Here is a 19,573-nt window from a genome sequence, read left to right on the forward strand (position 1 = left end):
ATGAAGGATCAGCCGGCGCTGCGCTTGAGCTTGCGGCGCTCGCGCTCGCTGAGCCCGCCCCAGATGCCGAAGCGCTCGTCATTGTTCAGCGCGTACTCGAGGCATTCGCCACGCACGTCGCACGAGGAGCAGATCTGCTTCGCGTCACGAGTCGAACCGCCCTTCTCGGGGAAGAACGCCTCAGGGTCGGTCTGCGAGCACAGTGCATCCGTCTGCCATGACAGGGTGCTTCCCTCGTCGGGCTCTGCTCGCCTGACCCCGGGTACCCCGAGATTGACCGGATCAACAAACCAGTTCTCGGGAACGTCGGAACGGTAACCCGTCATGTCGCTCTCCTTGCCCTTCAGAATGCCCCCCACCGGGCCTTGCTGAACTAATTACACCCGTGTCATTCGCTGCGGTCAAGTCGCAGATACTAAAGCCTCAATCGAGGATTGAAGGTTCACGGCGTGTCTACGGCGTGTCGCTTCAGGCGGGATTCAGTACCGGGCATCTCGGGCGTGTTCATCGGTTGGGATCGGCTACCGATCGTCGACGAGAAGTGCGGTGATCGACAATCGAGCGGATCAGCTGCCGGGCTGCGCGATGAACGCCTCGCCGACGCCGCTCAGCAGCACCGATGTCTCATCGATCGCGAAGGCGGCCGTTCCGACCGGAACAGCGAGCGCGACACCGTCGGCACCCGTGACACTGACTTCTCCCCCGGTCGAGAGCACCATCGCGGGGCCGGAGACCTCCATCGACAACGGCGTGCCCTCGAGCACGACGCGCCGCAATGCGAAATCCGGCACCTCGATCGGATAATCGGTAACCGCGTCGGCCGCAGGTGCCAGCACCGGCACCTGGGCCGGGGTGGTGTCGAGCACCGACAGCAGTTCGGGCACATCGATGTGCTTCGGCGTCAGCCCGCCGCGCAGCACGTTGTCGCTCGCCGCCATGATCTCGACGCCCAGGCCGGAGATGTAGGCGTGCAGGAGCCCCGCGCGCAGGAAGATCGCCTCGCCACGGCCGAGGACGAGGTAGTTCATCAGCAGCGCGACGACCACACCGGGGTCGCCGGGGTATCGTCCGGCGATCGCTCGCACCGCCTCGAGTTCTGCGTCGAATTCATCGGACGATGCACCGGCGAGTGCGGCGATGATCTCATCGACCTCGCGCTGCGCGTCGCCGGAGAGCAGCCAGCCGACAGCATCCCTCAACGCATCCTCATCGCTGCCGCCCTCGAGTCGCGAGCGCAGCGCGCGCACGCCGGACGACGCGCCCAGCGCATCCAGAAGTCGCAGCGTACCGGCGACGGGACGCAATCCTCCGAGCGCCTCGAAGCGGTCGCTGAGCGCGACGATGAGCTCGGGCTTGTGGTTGGCGTCGCGGTAGTTGCGCGCGGGGTCGTCCGCGGCGAGGTCCCGCTCCTTGTCCCAACCGTCTCGTGCCTGGGTGATCGTGGGGTGCACCTGGATCGAAAGCGGATCAGCAGCGGCGAGCAGCTTCAGCAGATAGGGAAGAGTGCCCCCGGTGACCGCATCGAGCGTCGAGCCGCCTGCGACGTCCGCGGGGTCGCCGGCGTGGTCGCCGAACCAGACTTCGGCCTCCGCGACGCCGGTGGACTCGCGTCCCTCCAGGTCGGCGAGGAGGGATGTCGACCCCCAGGCGTAGTCACGGGGTTCGTTCGACAGGCTCAGCAGCATGGCACCAGCGTAGCGATCCGGACGTGGCACAGCAGGCGGCGGGCTTCGGCGCGGTAGCCTGAACCCGATGGCGCAGTACACGAAGCATCCAGTGACAGCCCCGCCCACCGCGCCGGAGCGCGAGTCGACGGGGCATCTGCTGTTGCGCGGCTACGTCATCCTCGTTTTCGTCGCAGGTTTCGCACACACCGCCCTGTACAACCTCCTCGGCATGTACGGAGCCGGCGCGGTGATGATCGTGCTCACACTCGCCGCCCTCGCGATCGGCATTCCGATGATCGCGCGCGCCAGGCCACATCCGTTCCCCTGGCGGCGGCTGCCGTGGTCCGCGCTCGGGTACGTGGCGCTCGCGCTGGTGTCGGTGACGTGGTCCCAGTGGCGGCTCCCCACGGTCCTGACCTGGCTGCTGCTCGTCGCCGTCACCGTGAACGCGCTCCTGATCGCCCACGTCCTCAGCTGGCACGGGATCGTGCGAGCGCTCGCATCTGCGTTCAAATGGATTCTCGGGCTGTCCCTCGCTCTGGAACTCTGGGTGTCGCTGGTCGTGCGCGGGCCCCTGCTGCCGAACTTCCTCACGCTTCCCGATGATGACATCAATCCGCACTGGTACTGGGTGCGCGACAACCTGTTCGACGGCGGGCGCATCCAGGGCATCGTCGGCAATTCCAACATGCTCGCGATCATCAGCCTGTTCGCGATCGTCACGTTCGGTGTGCGCTTCGCGCTGCGCGCACGGTGGCGCACGACACTCGTGATGTGGATGCTGGTCGCGGCGTACATGATGGTCCGCGCGTCGTCGGCGACGACGTACGTATGCGCACTCGCGGCGGGTGTCGTCCTCATGATCGCACTGCTCATCCGCCGGGCCCGCACACCGGGGGCGCGCGCACGGATCTACGCGATCAGCGGTGGGGCTGTCGTCATCGTCGTGGCCGCCCTGATCGTGTTCCGCCGACCGCTGTTCGAGATGCTCGGCCGCAGCGCAGACCTGACCGGACGCACCGACGTCATCTGGGCGAAGGTGCTGGAACGCGCAGCGACTCACCCCGTGATCGGCAACGGCTTCTCGAGCCCCTGGATCCCGACCGACCCGTCGTTCGACGGGTGGATCATCGATCAGGGCATCACCGTGTTCCACGCGCACAACATGTGGCTCGATGTGCTCATGCAGCTCGGCGCGGTGGGCGTGGTGCTCATGGCTGCGGCGTACTTCGGACTGCTCTGGCGCGCCTGGTTCTTCGCCGCCGATCGACCGCGATGGAATCTGCGCGCCGATCGACCGTACTCCCCTCTGACGCTGCTCCCTCTGCTGTTCACGGTCATCCTGCTCGTTCAGGGCCTCGCGGAGTCCACTCCGATCATGCTCTGGGGATGGCTGCTGCTGATCCTCTTCTCGTTCAAGATCAAGTCGGTTCCCCTGGTCGGCGTCGGGCTCAACGAGCAGTCCCGCGTGACCGAGCACGGCAGTACGGCGCGGCGGGTCCCGTGAGCTCAGCGGCGGATCGGGTGAGCCGTCTGCTCGGCTCCGTCGAGATGGCGCGGGCGTACACGCTCGCGGCGCTCACCGCGACGTTCGCTTCATTCGCGATCGAGCAGATGACGTCGTCGACGACGTACGCGACGATCATCGTCATCCTGTGCGTGCTCGGCGTGGCGATCCTCTTCGTGCGACGGGAGGAGCTGTCGCTGCTGCGGCTCGCGCCCTCGTCGCTGCTCGCGTTCCTCGCACTAGCGCTCGCGAGCCTGATCTGGACGACGGATCGCTCCGACTCGCTCGTCGGATGGATCTGGACATTCGGATTCGCGGTGCTGGCGATCACGATCGGACATATCCGCGACACGCTGCAGACCGTGCGCGCGATCGGCGACACGCTGCGGGCGCTGCTGCTCGCCTCGCTCGCGGTGGAGATCCTCTCCGGCATCCTCCTCGACGTACCCATCTCGTTCCTCGCCGTCGAGGGGAATCTCGCGATCGGCGGGCCCATCCAGGGAATCTTCGGCACCCGCAACATGCTGGGCTTCATCGCGGTGATCGCGCTGATCACGTTCTTCATCGAATGGCGCACCCAATCGGTCATCGCGCCCATCGCGGTTCCGTCGATCGCGCTCGCCGGCTTCCTCGCGCTCGTGTCGGCGTCTCCGACGGTGCTGGTGCTGGCTGTCGCCGTCGGCGTCGTGACCGCGGCCCTGACGATCGTGCGGCACACGTCGGCGGCGCATCGCAATCTGGTGCAATGGATGCTGGGGGCACTGGCTGTCGCTTCGCTCGTCGTGGCTTTCGCGTTCCGGCATCCGATCATCGCCTGGATGGGCGCAGGGTCCGATTTCTCCATCCGGGCTGATCTGTGGAACAAGATCCTCGACTTCGTGGCGATCAGACCTCTTCAGGGCTGGGGTTGGTTCGGTCCGTGGCAGCGAGGCGAGTATCCGTTCACATACATCAACTACCTGCTCAACGACCAGCACCAGACGGCATTGAACGCCTTCTTCGACGTGCTGCTGCAGCTCGGCATCGCCGGCTTCCTGCTGTTCCTGATCCTGGGCGGCGTCGCATTGATCAGGTCATGGCTGGTCGCCAGTGTGCGCCACTCGGTCGTCTACGCCTGGACGCCGCTCGTGCTCGTCACCCTCGCCGTCGATTCGATGTTCGAGAGCTTCACGCTCGCCGGAGCAGGCTGGTTCATGCTCGTGCTGTGCGCGCTGCGCGCAGGGCAGTCGAGGTCGTGGCGCGAGAACATCGACGCCGCGAACACGGGGGCTATCCCGACGCTGCGACCGCAGGAGTGATGCGGCCTCAGCCCAACGTGTTGAGCTTCTCAGCCCACGCGAGCGCATCGCGCACGCCGTCGTCGACTGAGCGCTCTGATCGCCACCCCAGCACGGACGCAGCACGGGCGACGATCGCGTAGGCGCCAGCCTGATCGCCAGGGCGGCGATCGGCCTCGATGACCGGCATCGGCTGATCGGTCACTCGCTCGAAGGCTGCGACAAGCTCCCGGACTGTGACTCCGTCTCCCGTACCGATGTTGATGACCTGGTAGGGGTCGGATGCTGTCGCGACCTCATCGAAGCGCTGGACGGCCGCCACATGGGCGAGCGCGAGATCCCATACATGGATGTAGTCGCGAAGCCCGGTACCGTCGCGCGTCTCCCAGTCGGTCCCGGTGATGGTGAAGGGCTCGCCTGCGGCGCGTGCCTGCATGATCCGCCCCAGCGCGTGCGACGGCGTCGGGTTCTGCAATCCGGTGCGCAGACGCGGATCGGCGCCGATCGGGTTGAAGTAGCGCAGCGATATGGCCCGCACATCTCCTGCCCTCGCCGCGTCAGCGAGGATGTTCTCGACCATGGCTTTCGACGTCGCATAGGGGCTAGAGGGCGCGAGTGGGGCTGCCTCGTCGACGCCCTCTCCGCCTTCGCCGAAATACACCGCGGCAGAAGAGCTGAACACGACGCGGACGATGCCGACTCTGCGAAGGTTGTTGAGCAAGATGACGGTCTTGCCGACGTTCGTGTCGTAATAGCCGAGTGGGTCCTCCATCGACTCCGGCACGACGATCCGCGCGGCGCAGTGAACGACGACGTCGATGTCGGGGTGCTCGGCTGCGATCCGCTCGACCAGTGCACGATCCGCGATGTCGCCGACGTAGAGGTTGCGTCCTTCGCCGAACTCCGGGCGGCCGGTGGAAAGGTCGTCGAGAACAACTGTCTCGATGCCCGCTTCGATGCACGCCGTCGCGACAGTGGAGCCGATGTATCCGGCGCCGCCGGTGATAAGAGCCTTCATTGCGAGCAATCGTAGCCCGAACGTTCCTGGTACAGAGGGATGGGCGCGCTCTGCGGCGTTCCACATGACCGGAAGGTAGGCTACTCGGTGCCCGCTGAACAGCCGAGCGCCCACCCGGGCGGGGCGAAGCAATCCCCGGAGATCTCGCCCGTGACCCACGTCCTTCAGAACGTCGTCTTCCCCCTCGACCGCGACCCCGACCTCCTCCCGCTCTACGCCGATCCCGAGACCTGGTCCGTGATCGACGAGGAACCGGTCCGCGTCTCGAACCGCGCGCATCTGGGCAACATCCTCAGTCGACACAGCGCACGTATCGTCTCGGGTCGACGAGTCTCGCTCGGCACCTACTTCAACGCCTTCCCTGCCTCGTACTGGCAGCACTGGACGAGCGTGCGCGAGGTACGGCTGACCGTGCGCACCAAGGGTCCTGCGACGATCCTGGTCTATCGTTCCAACGGCTCCGGAGTGCGCCAGCGCGTGGACACCAGAGAGGTAACGGGCGACGCGGAGACCTCGTTCGATCTTGCGTTGACGCAGTACAGCGACGGCGGCTGGATCTGGTTCGACGTCGTGGCCGACGAGAAGTCCGCCATCCTGGAAGGCGCCGAATGGACGACCGAACAGGAGCCGACACGCGTCGGCAAGGCTTCGCTCGGCATCACGACCTACAACAAGCCGGATTACTGCGTCGAGACCCTCCAGTCGCTGGCGGCATCGCCCGACGCGCTGGAGTTCGTCGACCGGATCTTCCTCATCGATCAGGGAACGCAGCTCGTGGCGGAGCAGGAGGGCTACGACGAGGTCGCGGCTGAGCTAGGCGACACGCTTCAGGTCATCAGGCAGCCCAATCTCGGTGGCTCGGGCGGTTTCGCCCGTGCCATGCACGAGACCCTGCAGCGCCCGGAGAGCGACTTCGTGCAGCTGCTCGACGATGACGTGCGGCTCGAACCCGAGTCCGTGCGCCGCTCGATAGTCTTCGGTCGGTTCGCGACCAACCCCGTACTCGTGGGCGGTCACATGTTCGATCTGCTCGATCGACCCAAGCTCCATGGCTGGGCGGAAGTGCTCGACAAGGTTCCGTTCATGTGGCGCAACCTCTACCAGGAGAAGATGCCGCACGACTTCGGTGCATCGAACCTGCGCCAGTCGAAGCTGCTGCACATGCGCATGGACGCGGACTACAACGGATGGTGGATGTGCCTCATCCCTCTGGACGCGATCCGCAAGGTCGGGCTCTCGTTGCCGGCGTTCATCAAATGGGACGACGCCGAGTTCTGCCTCCGCGCCGGTGAGGCAGGCTTTCCCACGGTCTCGATGCCGGGCGTCGCGCTCTGGCACGTGTCGTGGGTCAACAAGGACGACTCGATCGACTGGCAGGCGTACTTCCACGCGCGCAACCGCATCGTCGCGGGGCTGCTGCACTCGGAAGTTCCGCGTGGCGGCCGTCTGCTGAAGCACAGCCGCCGCGTCGACCTCAAGCACCTCATGATGATGCAGTACTACCCCGTCGCCCTGCGTGCCCAGGCGCTGCGCGACGTGCTCTCTGGGCCCGCCCACATGCGCGAGAACCTGGCGACGGCGATGCCGCACGCCCGCTCTCTCGCCACCGAGTACGCCGAGACTGTGGTGCATCGCGATCCATCGACGGTGCTCCATTCACGACATGGGCGCCAGGTATACAAGCAGCTCTCGAAGAACGAGTTCGACAGCCCAAGCGGCATGCAGCTCCGGTGGTTCACGTTGAAGACCCTCGTCACGCACTGGCTGCACACGCCTGATCCGGCGAACATCGCACAGCCCGAGGTCGAATTCGGCAAGGAGGATGCGCACTGGTGGCGGCTTCCTGCGTTCGACAGCGCACTGGTGAGCGCCGCTGACGGATCCGGCAAGAACATCTATACGCGCGACCGCAAGAAATACCGTCAGATGCTGCGTGAGACGATGCGCCTGCACGCCGAATTGAGGCGTCGCTGGCCCGAACTGCAGAAGCAATACCGACAGGCGTTGCCCGACCTCGTCTCCCCGGCATCCTGGCAGCAGATCTTCGAGGAGAAGGCATGACCGCGGCCCCCGCTGCATTCGACCCCGCGTCGGCGACGATCGTCATCGTCACATACAACCGCTCGCATCTGCTCACCCGGCTACTCGAGAGCATCACGGCCATGGATCCGAAGCCCGGCAACGTCGTGATCATCGACAACGCATCGGCTGACGACACGACCGCAGTGGTCGACTCATTCCGCGAGCGCGTCGGCACGGAGATCGTGTACCGCAAGCTGGAGACCAACACCGGCGGATCCGGCGGGTTCAGTGAGGGCATGCGCACCGCGTACGAACTGGGTTCCGAGTGGATCTGGATGATGGACGACGACGTCGAGGTGATCTCGGACGGCCTTGCCCGCATGGGCAAGTGGACCCCTCGTTTCAAGAGCATCCAGGGTCGCCGCTACGACTACGACGGCAGCGAGTTCTACTGGCAGTACCGGATCGCCGAGCGGATGGGCATCCCCATCCCCTTCGCACCGGCCGGGTTCGATGCATCTGGCTACAAGGAGATGAACAGCGGATGCTTCGAGGGGATGTTCATCCACCGCTCGATCGTCACGCAGATCGGACTCCCCGATCACCGCTTCTTCATCTACTGGGATGATCAGATGTACGGCTGGCTCGCCTCCAGGCTGACCACCGCCGTGATCGTGAACGAGTTCGTGCTTCGCCGCACTCGCGAGATCAAGCAGTGGGACATGGGCGTGCGCCACATGAACGCCTCGAGCAACGCCTACCGGTACTACATCATGCGCAACCGCGCGTTCATCAAGAACTACTACCGCGAGCACGGCGTCTACAACCCTGTTCTCTTCGGCCTGGGCACCACGGCGACGTTCTTCAAGGAGCTCATCCGACTGCTGTTCGTCGAGCGCACTGTTCGGGGTACGAGCAATCTTTTCCGTGGCATCCGTGATGGTGGCAAGATCGGTCGCGACCGTACCTGGAAGCCCATGCCGGCATTGGAGAACTGATGAGCGACGAGCAGCAGCCCCGAGCCGAGTGGATCTTCCCCGAGCCGAAGCAGAGCAACAAGGGTCGCATCTGGCTGATCGTGGGCTTGTCCGTCCTGGCGCTGGCCATCGTCGGCGCATTGCTGTTCTTCTTCCTACCGCGGGACGGCGAGGTATCACCGACACCGAGCCCGACTGCGACGAAGACTCCCACGCCGACACCCACATTCACGCCCACGCCCACGCCCACTGCCATCCCGACTGCCGACCCGACTACGGCCCCTGAGCCCACGCCGCCGCCGGTGCCGGATCCCGACATCGCGACATTCGCTGCCCAGGTGCAGCCACGACTCGATGACGCCTCGACGGGGCTTTCGATCGCGGCCGGATCAAGCGGTCAGGACGCCGCTCAGGTCATCGAGACGCTCCAGCAGGATGCCGGACACCTGTCGGATGCGGCGGCTCCGAGTTCGATCTCGTCGGCGTGGTACGAGGCTGTCGGACAGTACAGCGCGCGGCTCGGCGAGCTTCGCGGGGCGTTCGAGGGTGGCGGAGACACGCAGAGCGCCATGGGTGCCGCCACCGCCGCGCTGCAGGAGCTCCGCACGCTCGTCGGCGTCTGAATGTGACGCTCGTCGACGGCGCTTCATCACTCGTCGCCGTCGACTGACCAGGGCTCGAGACCTGCAGAGCCGCACTCGATCCCTGGGACGACAACGGGGTCCCCACCTGGTAGCTCGCAGATGGTCAGTGGCGGCACCGGCAAGCTCTTCGGCGAGGTCAATGCATCGCCTGACTCCGCGACAGAGCCCTGACTCTGGGGGTTGCCACCGGATGACTGGAACTCGATGTCAACGCGCAACGCGCCTTCCTGCCACAGCTGAGTGCACGCAGCCAGAATGCGTTCCTGCGAGTCGTCTCCCGCAGCAACGGTGATCTCGATCCCTTCGACCGGATCCCCCGCATCCACGAGGATGATCCCGTCGGCGCACAGCGCTGTCGCCTCTGCGACGACCGTCGGCGCCGGCGATGCCGTGAAAGTCTGCGACATGAACACACCCAGCACGGCAACGGCGCCGATCGAGAGCACGCCGGCGCCGCCCAGCACCAGCCTCCGCGCGCGACGTCCCCGCACCGCTTCGGCTGTCAGCCCGCTGTCAGCCCGCACCTGACGCAGCAGCTCCGCCCTCAACCGCCCGCGGTATTCCGGATCGATCCGTTCGTCGTGCGACATCACGCCTCCAACCAACCGTCCAACGCCCCCGGGTGCAGAGCTTCCACGGCCACGCGCAGGCGTTTCTTCGCGCGATTCAGTCGGGTGCGGATCGTCGCGGCTGGCAGTCGCATCAAGGTCGCGACTTCCCGCGGCCGGAGGTTCTCGATCACGCACAGCGCCAGAACCTCCTGATCTGAGCGCGAAAGCCCTTCGAACGCCGTGCGCAGCGGTGCGTGCATCCCCTCCAGCGTCAACTGTTCCAGCACCGTGTCTGCGTGATCGGACACCCTGTCAACGCGCAAGCCGCGCAGCGCGCTCTCATATCGCTTGCGCGAACGGACTGCATTGCGCGCGACGTTGACGGTGGTCACGAGAAGCCAGGCGATGACGGAGCCGTCCACGATGCGCACGTGGTCGCGCTTACGCCAGGCCTCAAAGAACACGATCGAAGTGATGTCTTCTGCATCCGTCGCACCCCTGACGAAGCGACGCGCCTGACGATGGACGCGGTCGACGTGACGATCGAAAATCGATGCGAATGCCGCATCATCGCCGTCCCGCGTCCGCGCCCAGAGCGCTTCGTCTGAGGTCTGCGCTCTTGCGTCCACAATCTGATTATCGTGTGTCATGCCAGGGTCAGCGCGGAGTGCACCCTGATCAGGCCCGGGCCGTAGCGCTCGTCGAGCTCTTGCTGCAAGGCACCGTCGAAGTCATACACGACCGTGATGCCGATCACGCCGGTCACCCCGTCCATGCCGGCGATGGTGAGTCCACGCGCCGCGTACTCGTCCATGACCTCTTGAAGGAGCGCTTGGCGGTCGGCCTCTGTGTAGTCCACCGTGATGACACACAGAGCGCCGCCCCACACCTCACGCAGGCGCTGTTCCGCTGCGACCGCATCGCCGCGCACTGCGACGGTGACGATGTTGAGTCCGGCGTACACCGCATAATGGTGCAGCTGCTCCAGCGGATCAGCGTCATCGGGCACCGGGGGAAGCGGACTGCGATCGATCCACATCGTGGCGTAGCCGTCGAGCGTCGCGGCGACACCGCCCACCGCGTACAGTGCTTCCTGGTTCGCCGTGCTCTCGTCGAGGATGCGCCACCCTCCATCGGGCTCCGGGCAGGCCGTCGGAAGCGGCGGGCCCATCGCTGAAGTGTCTGCGCGCGGAGGTTCGGGCGCCGCGGTAACGGTCTCCACCGTTAGTTCGTTCGTCTGCGCGTCGTAGATACCGGTGACGACGTATTCACCCCAGCGCACGCCCATCGCCTCTTCATACGTTCCTGGCACAACCATCCAGTCCCAGTCGACGAGCCTCGGACCTCCACCGCATAGCGGTGGCCACGACTGCATGACTACGAAGCAGAGGTCAGCCTCTCCATCGCGCTCGATGACCATGACCGGATGATCGGTCGTCAGCAGCGGCGAAGCAGCTGCCGTCGCCGCCGAATCCGAACTCGACGTCTGCGGCACAGGTCGCGGTGCCCCACACCCCGCTGCCCCGACCACGACGGCCAGCGCGATCACAACACCGACTACACGACTCACCGTCTGGCTTCCCTCCGACCGTGGAGGCTTCCGCGAATGCCCCTCACTCTGTAGTGTCCGCAGCAGCGAAAACGTCACAGGTCGGGTGGGCATCGCCAGTGGTCAGCGCGACGCGGAGTCCTGGTTGTAGCGGTCCAGCACCTCATTGATACCGGCATCCAGCACGAGCGCGCCCTTGTCGAGATACAGGCCGCGCGTGCAGAAACGCCGCAGGTCTCGCTCGTTGTGGCTGACGAAGAACAGGGTGCGTCCATCAGCGAGCAGCTCATCGATGCGCCTGTAGCACTTGTCACGAAACGCCTTGTCGCCGACCGCAAGCACTTCGTCGACCAGCAGGATCGGCTCATCGAGCTGCGACACAACGGAGAACGCGAGACGTACCTTCATCCCGTTGGACAGATGTTTGTAGGGTGCGTCCTGAAAGTCTTCGAGCTCCGCGAACTCGATGATGTCGTCGTAGCGACGACTGACCTCGGTCTTCGACATGCCGTGCAGGCCGGCGGTCAGTCGTACGTTCTCCCGCACGGTGAGATCGCCGACGAAGCCACCGGTGATCTCGATGAGCGGGGCAACGCCGCCGTTGACCGTGACCGAGCCCTCGTCTGGCAAGAGCACCTTGGCGACGAGGCGCAGCAGCGTGGATTTCCCCTGCCCATTGCGTCCGACCACACCGATCGACTCTCCCGGCTGGACGGTGAACGAGACACCCCGAAGAGCCCAGAACTCCCCTGACGCCTTGCGACGTGACGCGTTGGCGAACAGGTCTTTGAAATTTCGACGACCGCGCCGGTTGCGGCGGAAGCGCACACCCAGTCCGTTGACCTCGATCGCAGCGACCATCACAGCTCCTTCAGCACGGAACGCTCAAGAGAGCGGAACACCCAGAGCCCGAGGACGAAGATGCCGATCGTCATAACGACGCTGATCAGGATCGTCGTCGTGTGCCACTGGTCTGGGAAGAAGCCGACCCGGTACAGCGTGAAAATTCCGGCAAGCGGGTTGAACGCCCCGATCGTGTCGAATGGGGCTGGGAGGTCGTTGACACTGTAGATCACAGGGGACGCGTAGAACAGCGCTCGGAGTATCAGTGCAGTGGTGCGTTCCAGATCGGCGTAGAGCACGCACAGCGGTGCGACGAGCAGGCCGAGGCCCACGAGCAGCACCATCTGCAGGATGATCGCGACGGGGAACCACAGCAGCGACCAGCCGATGGTGATCTTATCCGCATTGAAGATGATGAACATGGCAAGCACCGGGATGGAGAAGAGGAACTCCATCCCCTTGCTCAGCACGATGCGATTGACCCAGATCGAGCGTGGGATCGAGGTCGAGCGCACGAGTCTGGCGTCTTTGCGGAAGGCGCGCGTGAAATCAGAGACCGAGGTGTTGAACCACACCCACGGCAGCAGCGCGAGGATGAGGAAGACGATGTACGGCTGTTCGCCGATGCTGTTCCGGTGGAACACCTGGGTGAACACGAACCAGTAGATACCGCTCATGATCAGCGGGTCGAGAACCGACCACAGGTAGCCGAGCCAGCTGGTCGCGTACCGCACCTTCAAGTCACGGGCAGACAGCAGCCACAGCGAATGCATGTAGCGTCGCGGCGTCCCAGGTGCCGCCACCGTCGTCCTGCTCATCGCGCTCCCGTACAGATTCGAGGTGCCGCACGTCGAATATCACACACGCGCTCTGTCAGCGTAGCGGCGTCTGCCTGCATCATCCGATTCCTCCGCCGAGTTGCGCCCGCATCGCGGGGGCAAGCGTGGTCGCGAACATCTTCGTGAGGTGGTTGTCGTCGATATACACGGCGATGTTGCCGATGACAGGGCGGCAGATCGCATCCGGACAGAGCAGCGGTGTGAAGTCGATGAGCGTCACCCATTCGTCGATTTCAGCGGCCGGGTTCTCGGACTGCAGCGTGTCGCCCACCGCTCGAGACTGTTCTTGCAGTCGAGGTCACGCCAGCTGGTTGTTCCACATGGTCAGCGCCGAGCCGATGGCCATGTGCATATCCAGATACTGGTAAGTGCCGAGGCGTCCGCCGAAGTGGACGTCCTTCTCACCCTTCTGCAGCTCCCGGTATGCGAGCAATCCCTCGCGGTCGGCAGGTGTGTTCACCGGGTAGTACGGCTCATCGGCCTTCTCCGCGAAGCGCGAGAACTCGCGCATGATGATCGTCTTGTCATCCGGGTAGACATCCTTGCGCTCCGGGTGGAAGTGCTTGAACTCGTGGATGCGGGTGAACGGGATGTCCATGTCCGGGTAGTTCATGACGGGCGTACCCTGGAAATCGCCGATGTTCAGCACCTCACGCTCGAAGTCGAGCGTGCGCCAGCTCAGCTCCCCCTCGACGTTGTCGAAGTAGCGGTCGACGGGGCCGGTGTAGACGATGGGCACCTGTCCCACGAGCACCTTGCGGTTCAGCGGCTGCGACTCATCGAAGAAGTCGACGTCGAGCTTCACATCGATCTTCGGGTGGTCGGCCATCCGCTCGAGCCACGCGGTGTACCCGTCGGTGGGAAGGCCCTCCCACGTGTCGCTGAAATAGCGGTTGTCGTAGTTGTAGCGCACGGGGAGGCGGCTGACGATGTCTCCGGAGAGCTTGTGCGGGTCGGTCTGCCACTGCTTCGCGGTGTAGTCGCGGAAGAAGGCCTCGAACAGCGGTCGCCCGACGAGAGCGATGCCTTTCTCCTCGAAGTTCTGCGCGGTCTTGACGTCGTACTCCCCCGCCTGCTCCTTGATGAGCGCACGAGCCTCGTCGGGAGAATAAGCGGCCTGGAAGAACTGATTGATCGTGCCGAGGTTCACCGGCATCGGATACACGACGCTGTTGTGGTTGGTGTAGACCCGGTGCACGTAATTCGTGAACGTCGTGAAGCGGTTGACGTACTCCCAGACCGTCGCGTTGGAGGTGTGGAAGAGGTGCGCGCCGTAACGGTGCACTTCGATGCCCGTCTCGGGGTCTGCCTCGCTGTACGCGTTGCCGCCGATGTGCGGGCGGCGTTCGATGACAGTGACTTTGCGTCCGGCATCCGCGGCGCGCTCAGCAATGGTGAGGCCGAAGAAACCCGACCCGACGATGAGGAGATCCATGTGATCAATCGTATCTGCGGTCAGGCGTCAGCCTGTGTGGACGCTGTGTCGCCGCAGGCGCCGGCGAGTCAGACGCTCGCGCCGACGACCAGCCGGGGCGTCCCTGCCCAGCGCTCGGCATCCGTCACGGCACGTCCGTCTACCAGCAGTCGTATGCCCGGCAGCTCGGCGGGAGTGAGCTCACGGTAAGCAGCGTGGTCGGTGTGCAACACCGCAATGTCGACGTCGTCTCCCAGCGTGTACGGGTCGAGACCGAGCTTTCTCAGCTCCTCGTCGTCATACAGCGGGTCGTGGACGGACACTTTCGCGCCGCGCGCTTCGAGCGCGGCGACAGTCGGAAACACTCCGGAGAACGCTGTCTCCTTCACGCCGCCGCGATAGGACGCGCCGAGTACTACCGCGTGCAACCCCTCGAACGAACCGAGCATCGCTGCGGCCTGTGCGATGAGGCGTTCCGGCATCGACTCATTGAGTTCCCGCGCGGTGCGCACGATACTCGCGTCGGGATCCGTCGAGAGATAGAGCTTCGGGTACACCGGGATGCAGTGGCCGCCGACGGCGATACCAGGACGGTGGATATGACTGAACACCTGGGAGTTGCAGGCCTCGATCACCCGGTGGACGTCGATGCCGTTCGCTCCCGCGAAGAGCGCGAACTGGTTCGCGAGGCCGATGTTAACGTCTCGATACGTCGTCTCGGCGAGTTTGGCCATCTCTGCCGCTTCAGCGCTGCCGAGATCCCAGACACCGTTGGCACGGGGCAGATCCGGACGTTCATCGAACTGCAGCACGCTCTCATAGAACTCGACGGCGCACTTCGCGCCCCGCTCCGACAGCGCCCCGACGAGCTTCGGGTACTTGCGCAGATCGGCGAAGATCCGCCCGGAGTAGACGCGCTCCGGCGAGAATACGACATGGAAGTCCTCTCCCTCGACCAGCCCGGAGATCTTCTCGATCATCGGCTTCCATCGCCCTCGGGTGATGCCGACAGGGAGGGTCGTCTCGTAGGAGACGAGCGTGCCAGGAGAGAGGTGCTGTGCGAGCGACTTGGTCGCCTCATCCATCCAGCCGAACTCGGGCTCCGCGGTCTCCTCGTTCACGAAGAGCGGTACGACCACGACTACGGCGTCAGCATCCGGAATCGCCTCGGCGTAATCGGTGGTCGCGCGCAGGCGTCCCGCTGCGAGCGCCGAGGCGAGTCGCTCTCCCAGGTCAGCCTCTCCGGGGAAAGGCTCCCGACCGGCGTTGATGGCGGCCACGAGATCGGGGTTCACATCGACACCGATCACGTCATGGCCGGATCCGGCGAACTGAACGGCGAGAGGGAGCCCGATCTTCCCGAGGGCCACGACGGCGATGCGCATGGACTCCAGTTTATGCGGGTGCCGGATCCGCTTTCGCGCGCTGCAACGCGGAGCGTCTGGAGCGGACGTCGGCGAGGAGCATCAGGAGTCCAAGAACGGGCGAAGAACCTCGGCCGACGTCCTCCCGTCGTGGACCGAGCGTACGAATTCAGGCCCTCGCCGCGCCATTGCACGAGCTTCCTCGCGGTCCGCGACGATCCGTCGCAGACTCGCCTCCAGCGTTGTCGTCCTCGCCTGGACAATCGGTACGTCATGACCGGTCAGTTCCTGAACCGTGCGACGCACCTCGTCCGCGACGTGTCCGATCACCACCCGCCCGGCGGCGAGTGCCTCGCACGCCGCGACGCCATAGCTTCCCGCGAGGAACTGATCGAGGACGATGTCCGCGCCGGCGTAGAGTTGCGGCATCTGAGCGACCGGAACGCCGTGCACCTCGCGGTATTCGATGACCCCCTCCTCATGGAGACGCGCCATAGTCGCCTCAATCAGAGCAGTACCCTTGAGACCCGCTCTGCTCGGAACATGGAGCACCACCGGGCGCTCGCGCTCCAAGGCGGGGGAAGACGCCTCCCACGTCGACGGTTCCACCACCACGGGAAGCCAATTCGCTTGGGGCACATCGGCCAGAAGGTCCGGCGTCGAGACGAAAACCGCAACCGCCGCCTCATCGACGACAGCCTTGTTGCGACTCGCGATCTGCTCGAGGATCTCGGTGTCGGGATATCCATTACCGAACGGTGAGTCCGGCTCCCGACGTGCATGAGCGCTGGGGAGCCGGATATCGCTTCCGTGCCAGAGCAGCGCGACTCGGACACCATGCTGCTGAAGCTCGCGAATCAGCGGGAGCAGCTCTCCGTTCGACTCGACGAGATGAATTCCAGATTCAATGATCATGTGAGTGAAATTCTTGAAGATCGCGTCTCGCTGGGCCCTGCGCCAGCGTTCATTGCTCAGCAGCGCGGTAGCCGGAATCACATGATCCGCTACGAAACCGAAGACATCATCCGCGCCGCGGAACATGTAGTTCGCCGCCGCCACGTCACCGATGCGTTCCGCAGATCGTGCCCACGCGTACCCCTGACCAGCAGAATTCACCGGCGCGATGAGCAGTCGACGCGGAGCAGAACGAACAGATGTGACGCCCGTGTCACGAAACTGCCGGATGAGGCCGGGCAGCACATGGCCTGCGACAGATGCGGGCAGCATCCGCACCAGAACCGCATACGTCCGATCGCGGAAGTCAGCGAGCATGCTGTCCTCGGGCCACGATAGCCGCGACCGCGGCTGCCCAGACCTCGACCTGCTTCTCTGACGAGAGTTCATCCGCCGTCTGCATCGCTGCACTCTTGAACGCGTCAACACGTTGCGGAGTGAGTGTGTCCAACGTCGCTCTGATCGAGGCAGCATCGAAGGACTCGGTGACCAGACCTAGGCTGTGTTCCTTCACGATGCGGGCCATCTCCACCGATGGCCCGACGACGATCCCCAAACGCGCCTGCACGTAATCGAAGAACTTGTTGGGCAGCGCCAGCGCACTGTTGGGACTCAGAGGCGGCAATACGAAGATGCCGACGTCGTAGTCGTTCAGCGTCTCGATCAGGCGCGACTGCGGTACCGGCTCTCGCACCTCGATTCGATCACCGAGCTGCTGCGCGAGTTCGACGTGGTACTGCCGATCCACCGCCGCATTGTGCGTGAGATACAGATCAAGGGTGAGATCTGCCGACGACTCGGATACGGCGTGCATGATCGCGCCGAGACCCCAATCTCGAAAGGCGTTTCCGCTGTAGACGAGGCGGATCGTCCGGCCTGTCGGGGTGGAGTGCAGATCACGAAGATGCGTGGAGTTGGTGACGACGCTCGGCTCGACTCCGTGCTCCCGGTACAACTGGGCGATCTCGCGGCCGACAGTCGTCGACGAACTTGCCTTGGAAACGAGCTTGCGTGTCATCCAGGTCCAGTACCGCTGCTGCCGGCGTCCCAGGCGGGAGCTGTCGAAGCCCATGTCGGGGAAGAACTCGTGAAGGTCCGCATGCACACGATCAGCGCCGAACAAGCGTGAGGCGATGCCTACGGTCTCGGCATCATTCGCGATGACCGCATCGAAACTGCGCCCTTGCAGAAGGTGCGCGGTCTGCAGCACACCCGGGGTGTGGAAATACCCCCAGGAGAATCTCTCAGTGGCGCGCGCCAGCACATCGATCGCGCGCGAGGGCAGGCTCCGCGGAGCGACGAAGTCTGCGCGCAATTCGACATGCGCTACTTCCGGATGCGGAGACCGTCCAGGCGAACAGGTCGTCACGTCGTAATCCTCGAGCAGGCGGATGACCTGCTTCATCACACGTGGATCGCCATCGATAGGCACGAACGACAGCACGAGGATCTGCGGTAGCGCGCCACTTCTGCGCGTCGCCCCCGAGGCATCATCCACCGCCATCACGTCGTAGCCGACCCGGTGTTCGAGAGCCGTGCGTCCTCACGATGCATTCGTTCCGGATTCGGCTTTCCGGAGGCAGGATCGAAGTTCGCAGGAAGCGGTGCTCTCATGGCATCGAGTCTACGCGGCGCCTTCTGCGTCCAGTCTGCTTGCGATGAGGCGCGATAAGATGCCCAGATGCGGGAGGACGGTCAGCGTACGTGGTGAATCGGAACGACTTGCCGCGTTGGGCGAACCGCATCGTGGATCACATCGCCGACTCGCCCATGAGCATCGTCGGACGAATCGCGGCCGCGCGTCTCGGGCGTCCTACGCTGACGGGGGGCGTGGCAGTCACGGTCTTCGATGATCGAGAGAAGCGTCTGCTGATCGCCCCGATGAACTACTCCGGACAGGGCAGGGCATGGGCGAGTGCCCTTGAGGCATCGAGCTCCTCGATATCCGCGCGCAACATGGCAGTCGACGTGCCTGGTGGATTCGCCTTCGACGCCGATCTGGTGGTTCCCGTCGCGACTTACCACAACGATTCGGATTGGCAGCGACGCCAGTTCGCTGCGGCCGCGACTGCGACTCACGTGCTCATCGAAGCGGAGGAGCCGCCCTTCGGTCGCCTTGCCGGCCGATCCGTGGAAGCGCAGGCTCTGGCATTGCTGGACAGTGGCGTCGACGTGGCCTATATGGCACATGGAACAGATGTCCGTCTTCCTTCAACCCATCTGAAGGAGAACCCGTGGTCGCACTACGCGGATCCCGAAATCTACGCTCCGCGCGCAGAGACTCTCGCCGCCCGGAACATCGCGTTGCTGGAGCGGAGCGAACGATGCCTCTTCGTCTCGACGCCGGATCTCCTGCTGGACCTCCCCGCCGCAACGTGGTGTCCGGTGGTCGTCGACCCTGCCCGATGGGCCGCAGTGCGCACGGACCGCGCAGTAAACGCTCCCCTGCGGGTTGCGCACGCGCCTTCAGTATCCGTCGTGAAGGGGACGGAGCTGATCATGTCGACACTCGAAAGCCTCGCCGACCAAGGAGTGATCTCGCTCGATCTCATCACGGGTGTCCCCTCCGCCCAGATGCCTCGCGCCTTCGCGGAGGCGGACGTCGTGATCGATCAGATGCGGATCGGATCATATGGCGTTGCGGCGGTCGAAGCGATGGCCGCCGGATGCGTCGTAGTCGGACACGTCTCCTCCTCGGTCCGAGACCTGATCAGACGACAGAGCGGTGCGGATCTGCCGATCGTCGAGGCCACACCGGATACCATCGGGGGTGTTCTGCGCGCTCTCGCAGACGAGGGCGACCTCAGCACCCGCCGCGAGCAAGGCCTGGAATTCGTCAATCTTGTGCACGATGGTCGCCGCTCCGCTCGGGTTCTGCGAGAACAGTGGATCGATCCTTTGACTCTTGACGACAGGAAGGCGCTTCCCGATGCACCCTCTCGCTGAG

19 protein-coding genes are annotated in these 19,573 nt (G+C 64.6%); 6 read left to right on the forward strand and 13 right to left on the reverse strand.

Annotated elements, in window-relative coordinates; all coding sequences use genetic code 11:
* Positions 1-8 precede the first annotated feature (8 nt).
* Entirely contained in the window at positions 9-326 is a 318-nt protein-coding gene (locus tag JF52_RS0101325; protein WP_084595453.1) for a WhiB family transcriptional regulator, read from the reverse strand.
* Positions 327-566: 240 nt separating this feature from the next.
* Positions 567-1,685, reverse strand: coding sequence for a mannose-6-phosphate isomerase, class I (gene manA, locus JF52_RS0101330; protein ID WP_033104734.1), 1,119 nt, complete (start codon positions 1,683-1,685; stop codon positions 567-569).
* A 67-nt stretch (positions 1,686-1,752) separates the two neighbouring features.
* On the opposite strand from manA, the gene JF52_RS0101335 reads away from it, so the two are divergent.
* Both JF52_RS0101335 and JF52_RS0101340 read left to right on the forward strand, forming a co-directional pair.
* A complete protein-coding gene (locus tag JF52_RS0101335; protein WP_033104735.1) occupies positions 1,753-3,174 on the forward strand; it encodes an O-antigen ligase family protein in 1,422 nt (473 codons plus the stop codon).
* Positions 3,175-3,191: 17 nt separating this feature from the next.
* Complete coding sequence (locus JF52_RS0101340) at positions 3,192-4,472, forward strand: O-antigen ligase family protein (RefSeq protein ID WP_235272304.1); 1,281 nt, start codon at positions 3,192-3,194, stop codon at positions 4,470-4,472.
* A 7-nt stretch (positions 4,473-4,479) separates the two neighbouring features.
* Here JF52_RS0101340 and galE read toward each other — a convergent pair whose 3' ends face one another.
* On the reverse strand, positions 4,480-5,469 hold the full coding sequence (galE, locus tag JF52_RS0101345) for a UDP-glucose 4-epimerase GalE (protein ID WP_033104737.1): 990 nt from the start codon (positions 5,467-5,469) through the stop codon (positions 4,480-4,482).
* Positions 5,470-5,556: 87 nt separating this feature from the next.
* Here galE and JF52_RS0101350 point away from each other — a divergent pair, with 87 nt between their 5' ends.
* Genes JF52_RS0101350 through JF52_RS17125 form a run of 3 tightly spaced genes read left to right on the forward strand, consistent with a single transcriptional unit; the run spans position 5,557 to position 9,091 of the window.
* Positions 5,557-7,530: a glycosyltransferase gene (locus JF52_RS0101350; RefSeq protein WP_235272305.1), complete on the forward strand. Its 1,974-nt coding sequence runs from the start codon at positions 5,557-5,559 to the stop codon at positions 7,528-7,530.
* Entirely contained in the window at positions 7,527-8,489 is a 963-nt protein-coding gene (locus tag JF52_RS0101355) for a glycosyltransferase (RefSeq protein ID WP_033104739.1), read from the forward strand. Before JF52_RS0101350 ends, JF52_RS0101355 begins: the two co-directional genes overlap by 4 nt.
* Positions 8,489-9,091: a hypothetical protein gene (locus JF52_RS17125; RefSeq protein WP_033104740.1), complete on the forward strand. Its 603-nt coding sequence runs from the start codon at positions 8,489-8,491 to the stop codon at positions 9,089-9,091. The genes JF52_RS0101355 and JF52_RS17125 overlap by 1 nt, the downstream gene beginning before the upstream one ends.
* A gap of 26 nt (positions 9,092-9,117) precedes the next feature.
* On the opposite strand, the gene JF52_RS0101365 is transcribed toward JF52_RS17125, so the two are convergent.
* The 10 genes from JF52_RS0101365 to JF52_RS0101410 all read right to left on the reverse strand — a co-directional run bounded on the left by JF52_RS0101365 (position 9,118) and on the right by JF52_RS0101410 (position 18,124).
* Positions 9,118-9,702 carry a hypothetical protein gene (locus JF52_RS0101365; protein ID WP_033104741.1) on the reverse strand — a complete coding sequence of 195 codons (585 nt, stop codon included), beginning with the start codon at positions 9,700-9,702 and terminating at the stop codon, positions 9,118-9,120.
* Positions 9,702-10,313, reverse strand: coding sequence for an RNA polymerase sigma factor (locus JF52_RS0101370; protein WP_033104742.1), 612 nt, complete (start codon positions 10,311-10,313; stop codon positions 9,702-9,704). Before JF52_RS0101370 ends, JF52_RS0101365 begins: the two co-directional genes overlap by 1 nt.
* On the reverse strand, positions 10,310-11,233 hold the full coding sequence (locus JF52_RS0101375) for a hypothetical protein (RefSeq protein ID WP_152594788.1): 924 nt from the start codon (positions 11,231-11,233) through the stop codon (positions 10,310-10,312). Before JF52_RS0101375 ends, JF52_RS0101370 begins: the two co-directional genes overlap by 4 nt.
* Positions 11,234-11,335: 102 nt before the next feature.
* Positions 11,336-12,073 carry an ABC transporter ATP-binding protein gene (locus JF52_RS0101380; protein WP_033104744.1) on the reverse strand — a complete coding sequence of 246 codons (738 nt, stop codon included), beginning with the start codon at positions 12,071-12,073 and terminating at the stop codon, positions 11,336-11,338.
* Entirely contained in the window at positions 12,073-12,873 is an 801-nt protein-coding gene (locus tag JF52_RS0101385; protein ID WP_033104745.1) for an ABC transporter permease, read from the reverse strand. The genes JF52_RS0101380 and JF52_RS0101385 overlap by 1 nt, the downstream gene beginning before the upstream one ends.
* A gap of 79 nt (positions 12,874-12,952) precedes the next feature.
* A complete protein-coding gene (locus JF52_RS0101390) occupies positions 12,953-13,165 on the reverse strand; it encodes an SGNH hydrolase domain-containing protein (RefSeq protein ID WP_033104746.1) in 213 nt (70 codons plus the stop codon).
* 27 nt (positions 13,166-13,192) lie between these two features.
* On the reverse strand, positions 13,193-14,329 hold the full coding sequence (gene glf, locus JF52_RS0101395; protein WP_033104747.1) for a UDP-galactopyranose mutase: 1,137 nt from the start codon (positions 14,327-14,329) through the stop codon (positions 13,193-13,195).
* A gap of 68 nt (positions 14,330-14,397) precedes the next feature.
* On the reverse strand, positions 14,398-15,693 hold the full coding sequence (locus tag JF52_RS0101400; RefSeq protein WP_033104748.1) for a nucleotide sugar dehydrogenase: 1,296 nt from the start codon (positions 15,691-15,693) through the stop codon (positions 14,398-14,400).
* A gap of 81 nt (positions 15,694-15,774) precedes the next feature.
* Positions 15,775-16,944, reverse strand: a complete 1,170-nt coding sequence (locus tag JF52_RS0101405) for a glycosyltransferase family protein (RefSeq protein ID WP_052166667.1) — start codon at positions 16,942-16,944, stop codon at positions 15,775-15,777.
* A complete protein-coding gene (locus JF52_RS0101410; protein WP_152594789.1) occupies positions 16,934-18,124 on the reverse strand; it encodes a glycosyltransferase family protein in 1,191 nt (396 codons plus the stop codon). Before JF52_RS0101410 ends, JF52_RS0101405 begins: the two co-directional genes overlap by 11 nt.
* Before the next feature lie 209 nt (positions 18,125-18,333).
* Between JF52_RS0101410 and JF52_RS0101415 the strand changes: the two genes are divergently transcribed.
* Entirely contained in the window at positions 18,334-19,572 is a 1,239-nt protein-coding gene (locus JF52_RS0101415) for a hypothetical protein (protein ID WP_052166669.1), read from the forward strand.
* The last annotated feature ends 1 nt before the right edge of the window (position 19,573 follow it).

It is taken from the genome of Microbacterium profundi, assembly GCF_000763375.1.
Classification (GTDB): domain Bacteria; phylum Actinomycetota; class Actinomycetes; order Actinomycetales; family Microbacteriaceae; genus Microbacterium; species Microbacterium profundi.

What these genes read in the sequence shown, in the direction of transcription:
- JF52_RS0101325 (WP_084595453.1), bottom strand. Translation starts at nt 326, where the DNA reads ATGACGGGTTACCGTTCCGACGTTCCCGAGAACTGGTTTGTTGATCCG.
- manA (WP_033104734.1), bottom strand. Translation starts at nt 1,685, where the DNA reads ATGCTGCTGAGCCTGTCGAACGAACCCCGTGACTACGCCTGGGGGTCG.
- JF52_RS0101335 (WP_033104735.1), top strand. Translation starts at nt 1,753, where the DNA reads ATGGCGCAGTACACGAAGCATCCAGTGACAGCCCCGCCCACCGCGCCG.
- galE (WP_033104737.1), bottom strand. Translation starts at nt 5,469, where the DNA reads ATGAAGGCTCTTATCACCGGCGGCGCCGGATACATCGGCTCCACTGTC.
- JF52_RS0101355 (WP_033104739.1), top strand. Translation starts at nt 7,527, where the DNA reads ATGACCGCGGCCCCCGCTGCATTCGACCCCGCGTCGGCGACGATCGTC.
- JF52_RS17125 (WP_033104740.1), top strand. Translation starts at nt 8,489, where the DNA reads ATGAGCGACGAGCAGCAGCCCCGAGCCGAGTGGATCTTCCCCGAGCCG.
- JF52_RS0101365 (WP_033104741.1), bottom strand. Translation starts at nt 9,702, where the DNA reads ATGTCGCACGACGAACGGATCGATCCGGAATACCGCGGGCGGTTGAGG.
- JF52_RS0101370 (WP_033104742.1), bottom strand. Translation starts at nt 10,313, where the DNA reads ATGACACACGATAATCAGATTGTGGACGCAAGAGCGCAGACCTCAGAC.
- JF52_RS0101380 (WP_033104744.1), bottom strand. Translation starts at nt 12,073, where the DNA reads ATGGTCGCTGCGATCGAGGTCAACGGACTGGGTGTGCGCTTCCGCCGC.
- JF52_RS0101385 (WP_033104745.1), bottom strand. Translation starts at nt 12,873, where the DNA reads ATGAGCAGGACGACGGTGGCGGCACCTGGGACGCCGCGACGCTACATG.
- glf (WP_033104747.1), bottom strand. Translation starts at nt 14,329, where the DNA reads ATGGATCTCCTCATCGTCGGGTCGGGTTTCTTCGGCCTCACCATTGCT.
- JF52_RS0101400 (WP_033104748.1), bottom strand. Translation starts at nt 15,693, where the DNA reads ATGCGCATCGCCGTCGTGGCCCTCGGGAAGATCGGGCTCCCTCTCGCC.
- JF52_RS0101405 (WP_052166667.1), bottom strand. Translation starts at nt 16,944, where the DNA reads ATGCTCGCTGACTTCCGCGATCGGACGTATGCGGTTCTGGTGCGGATG.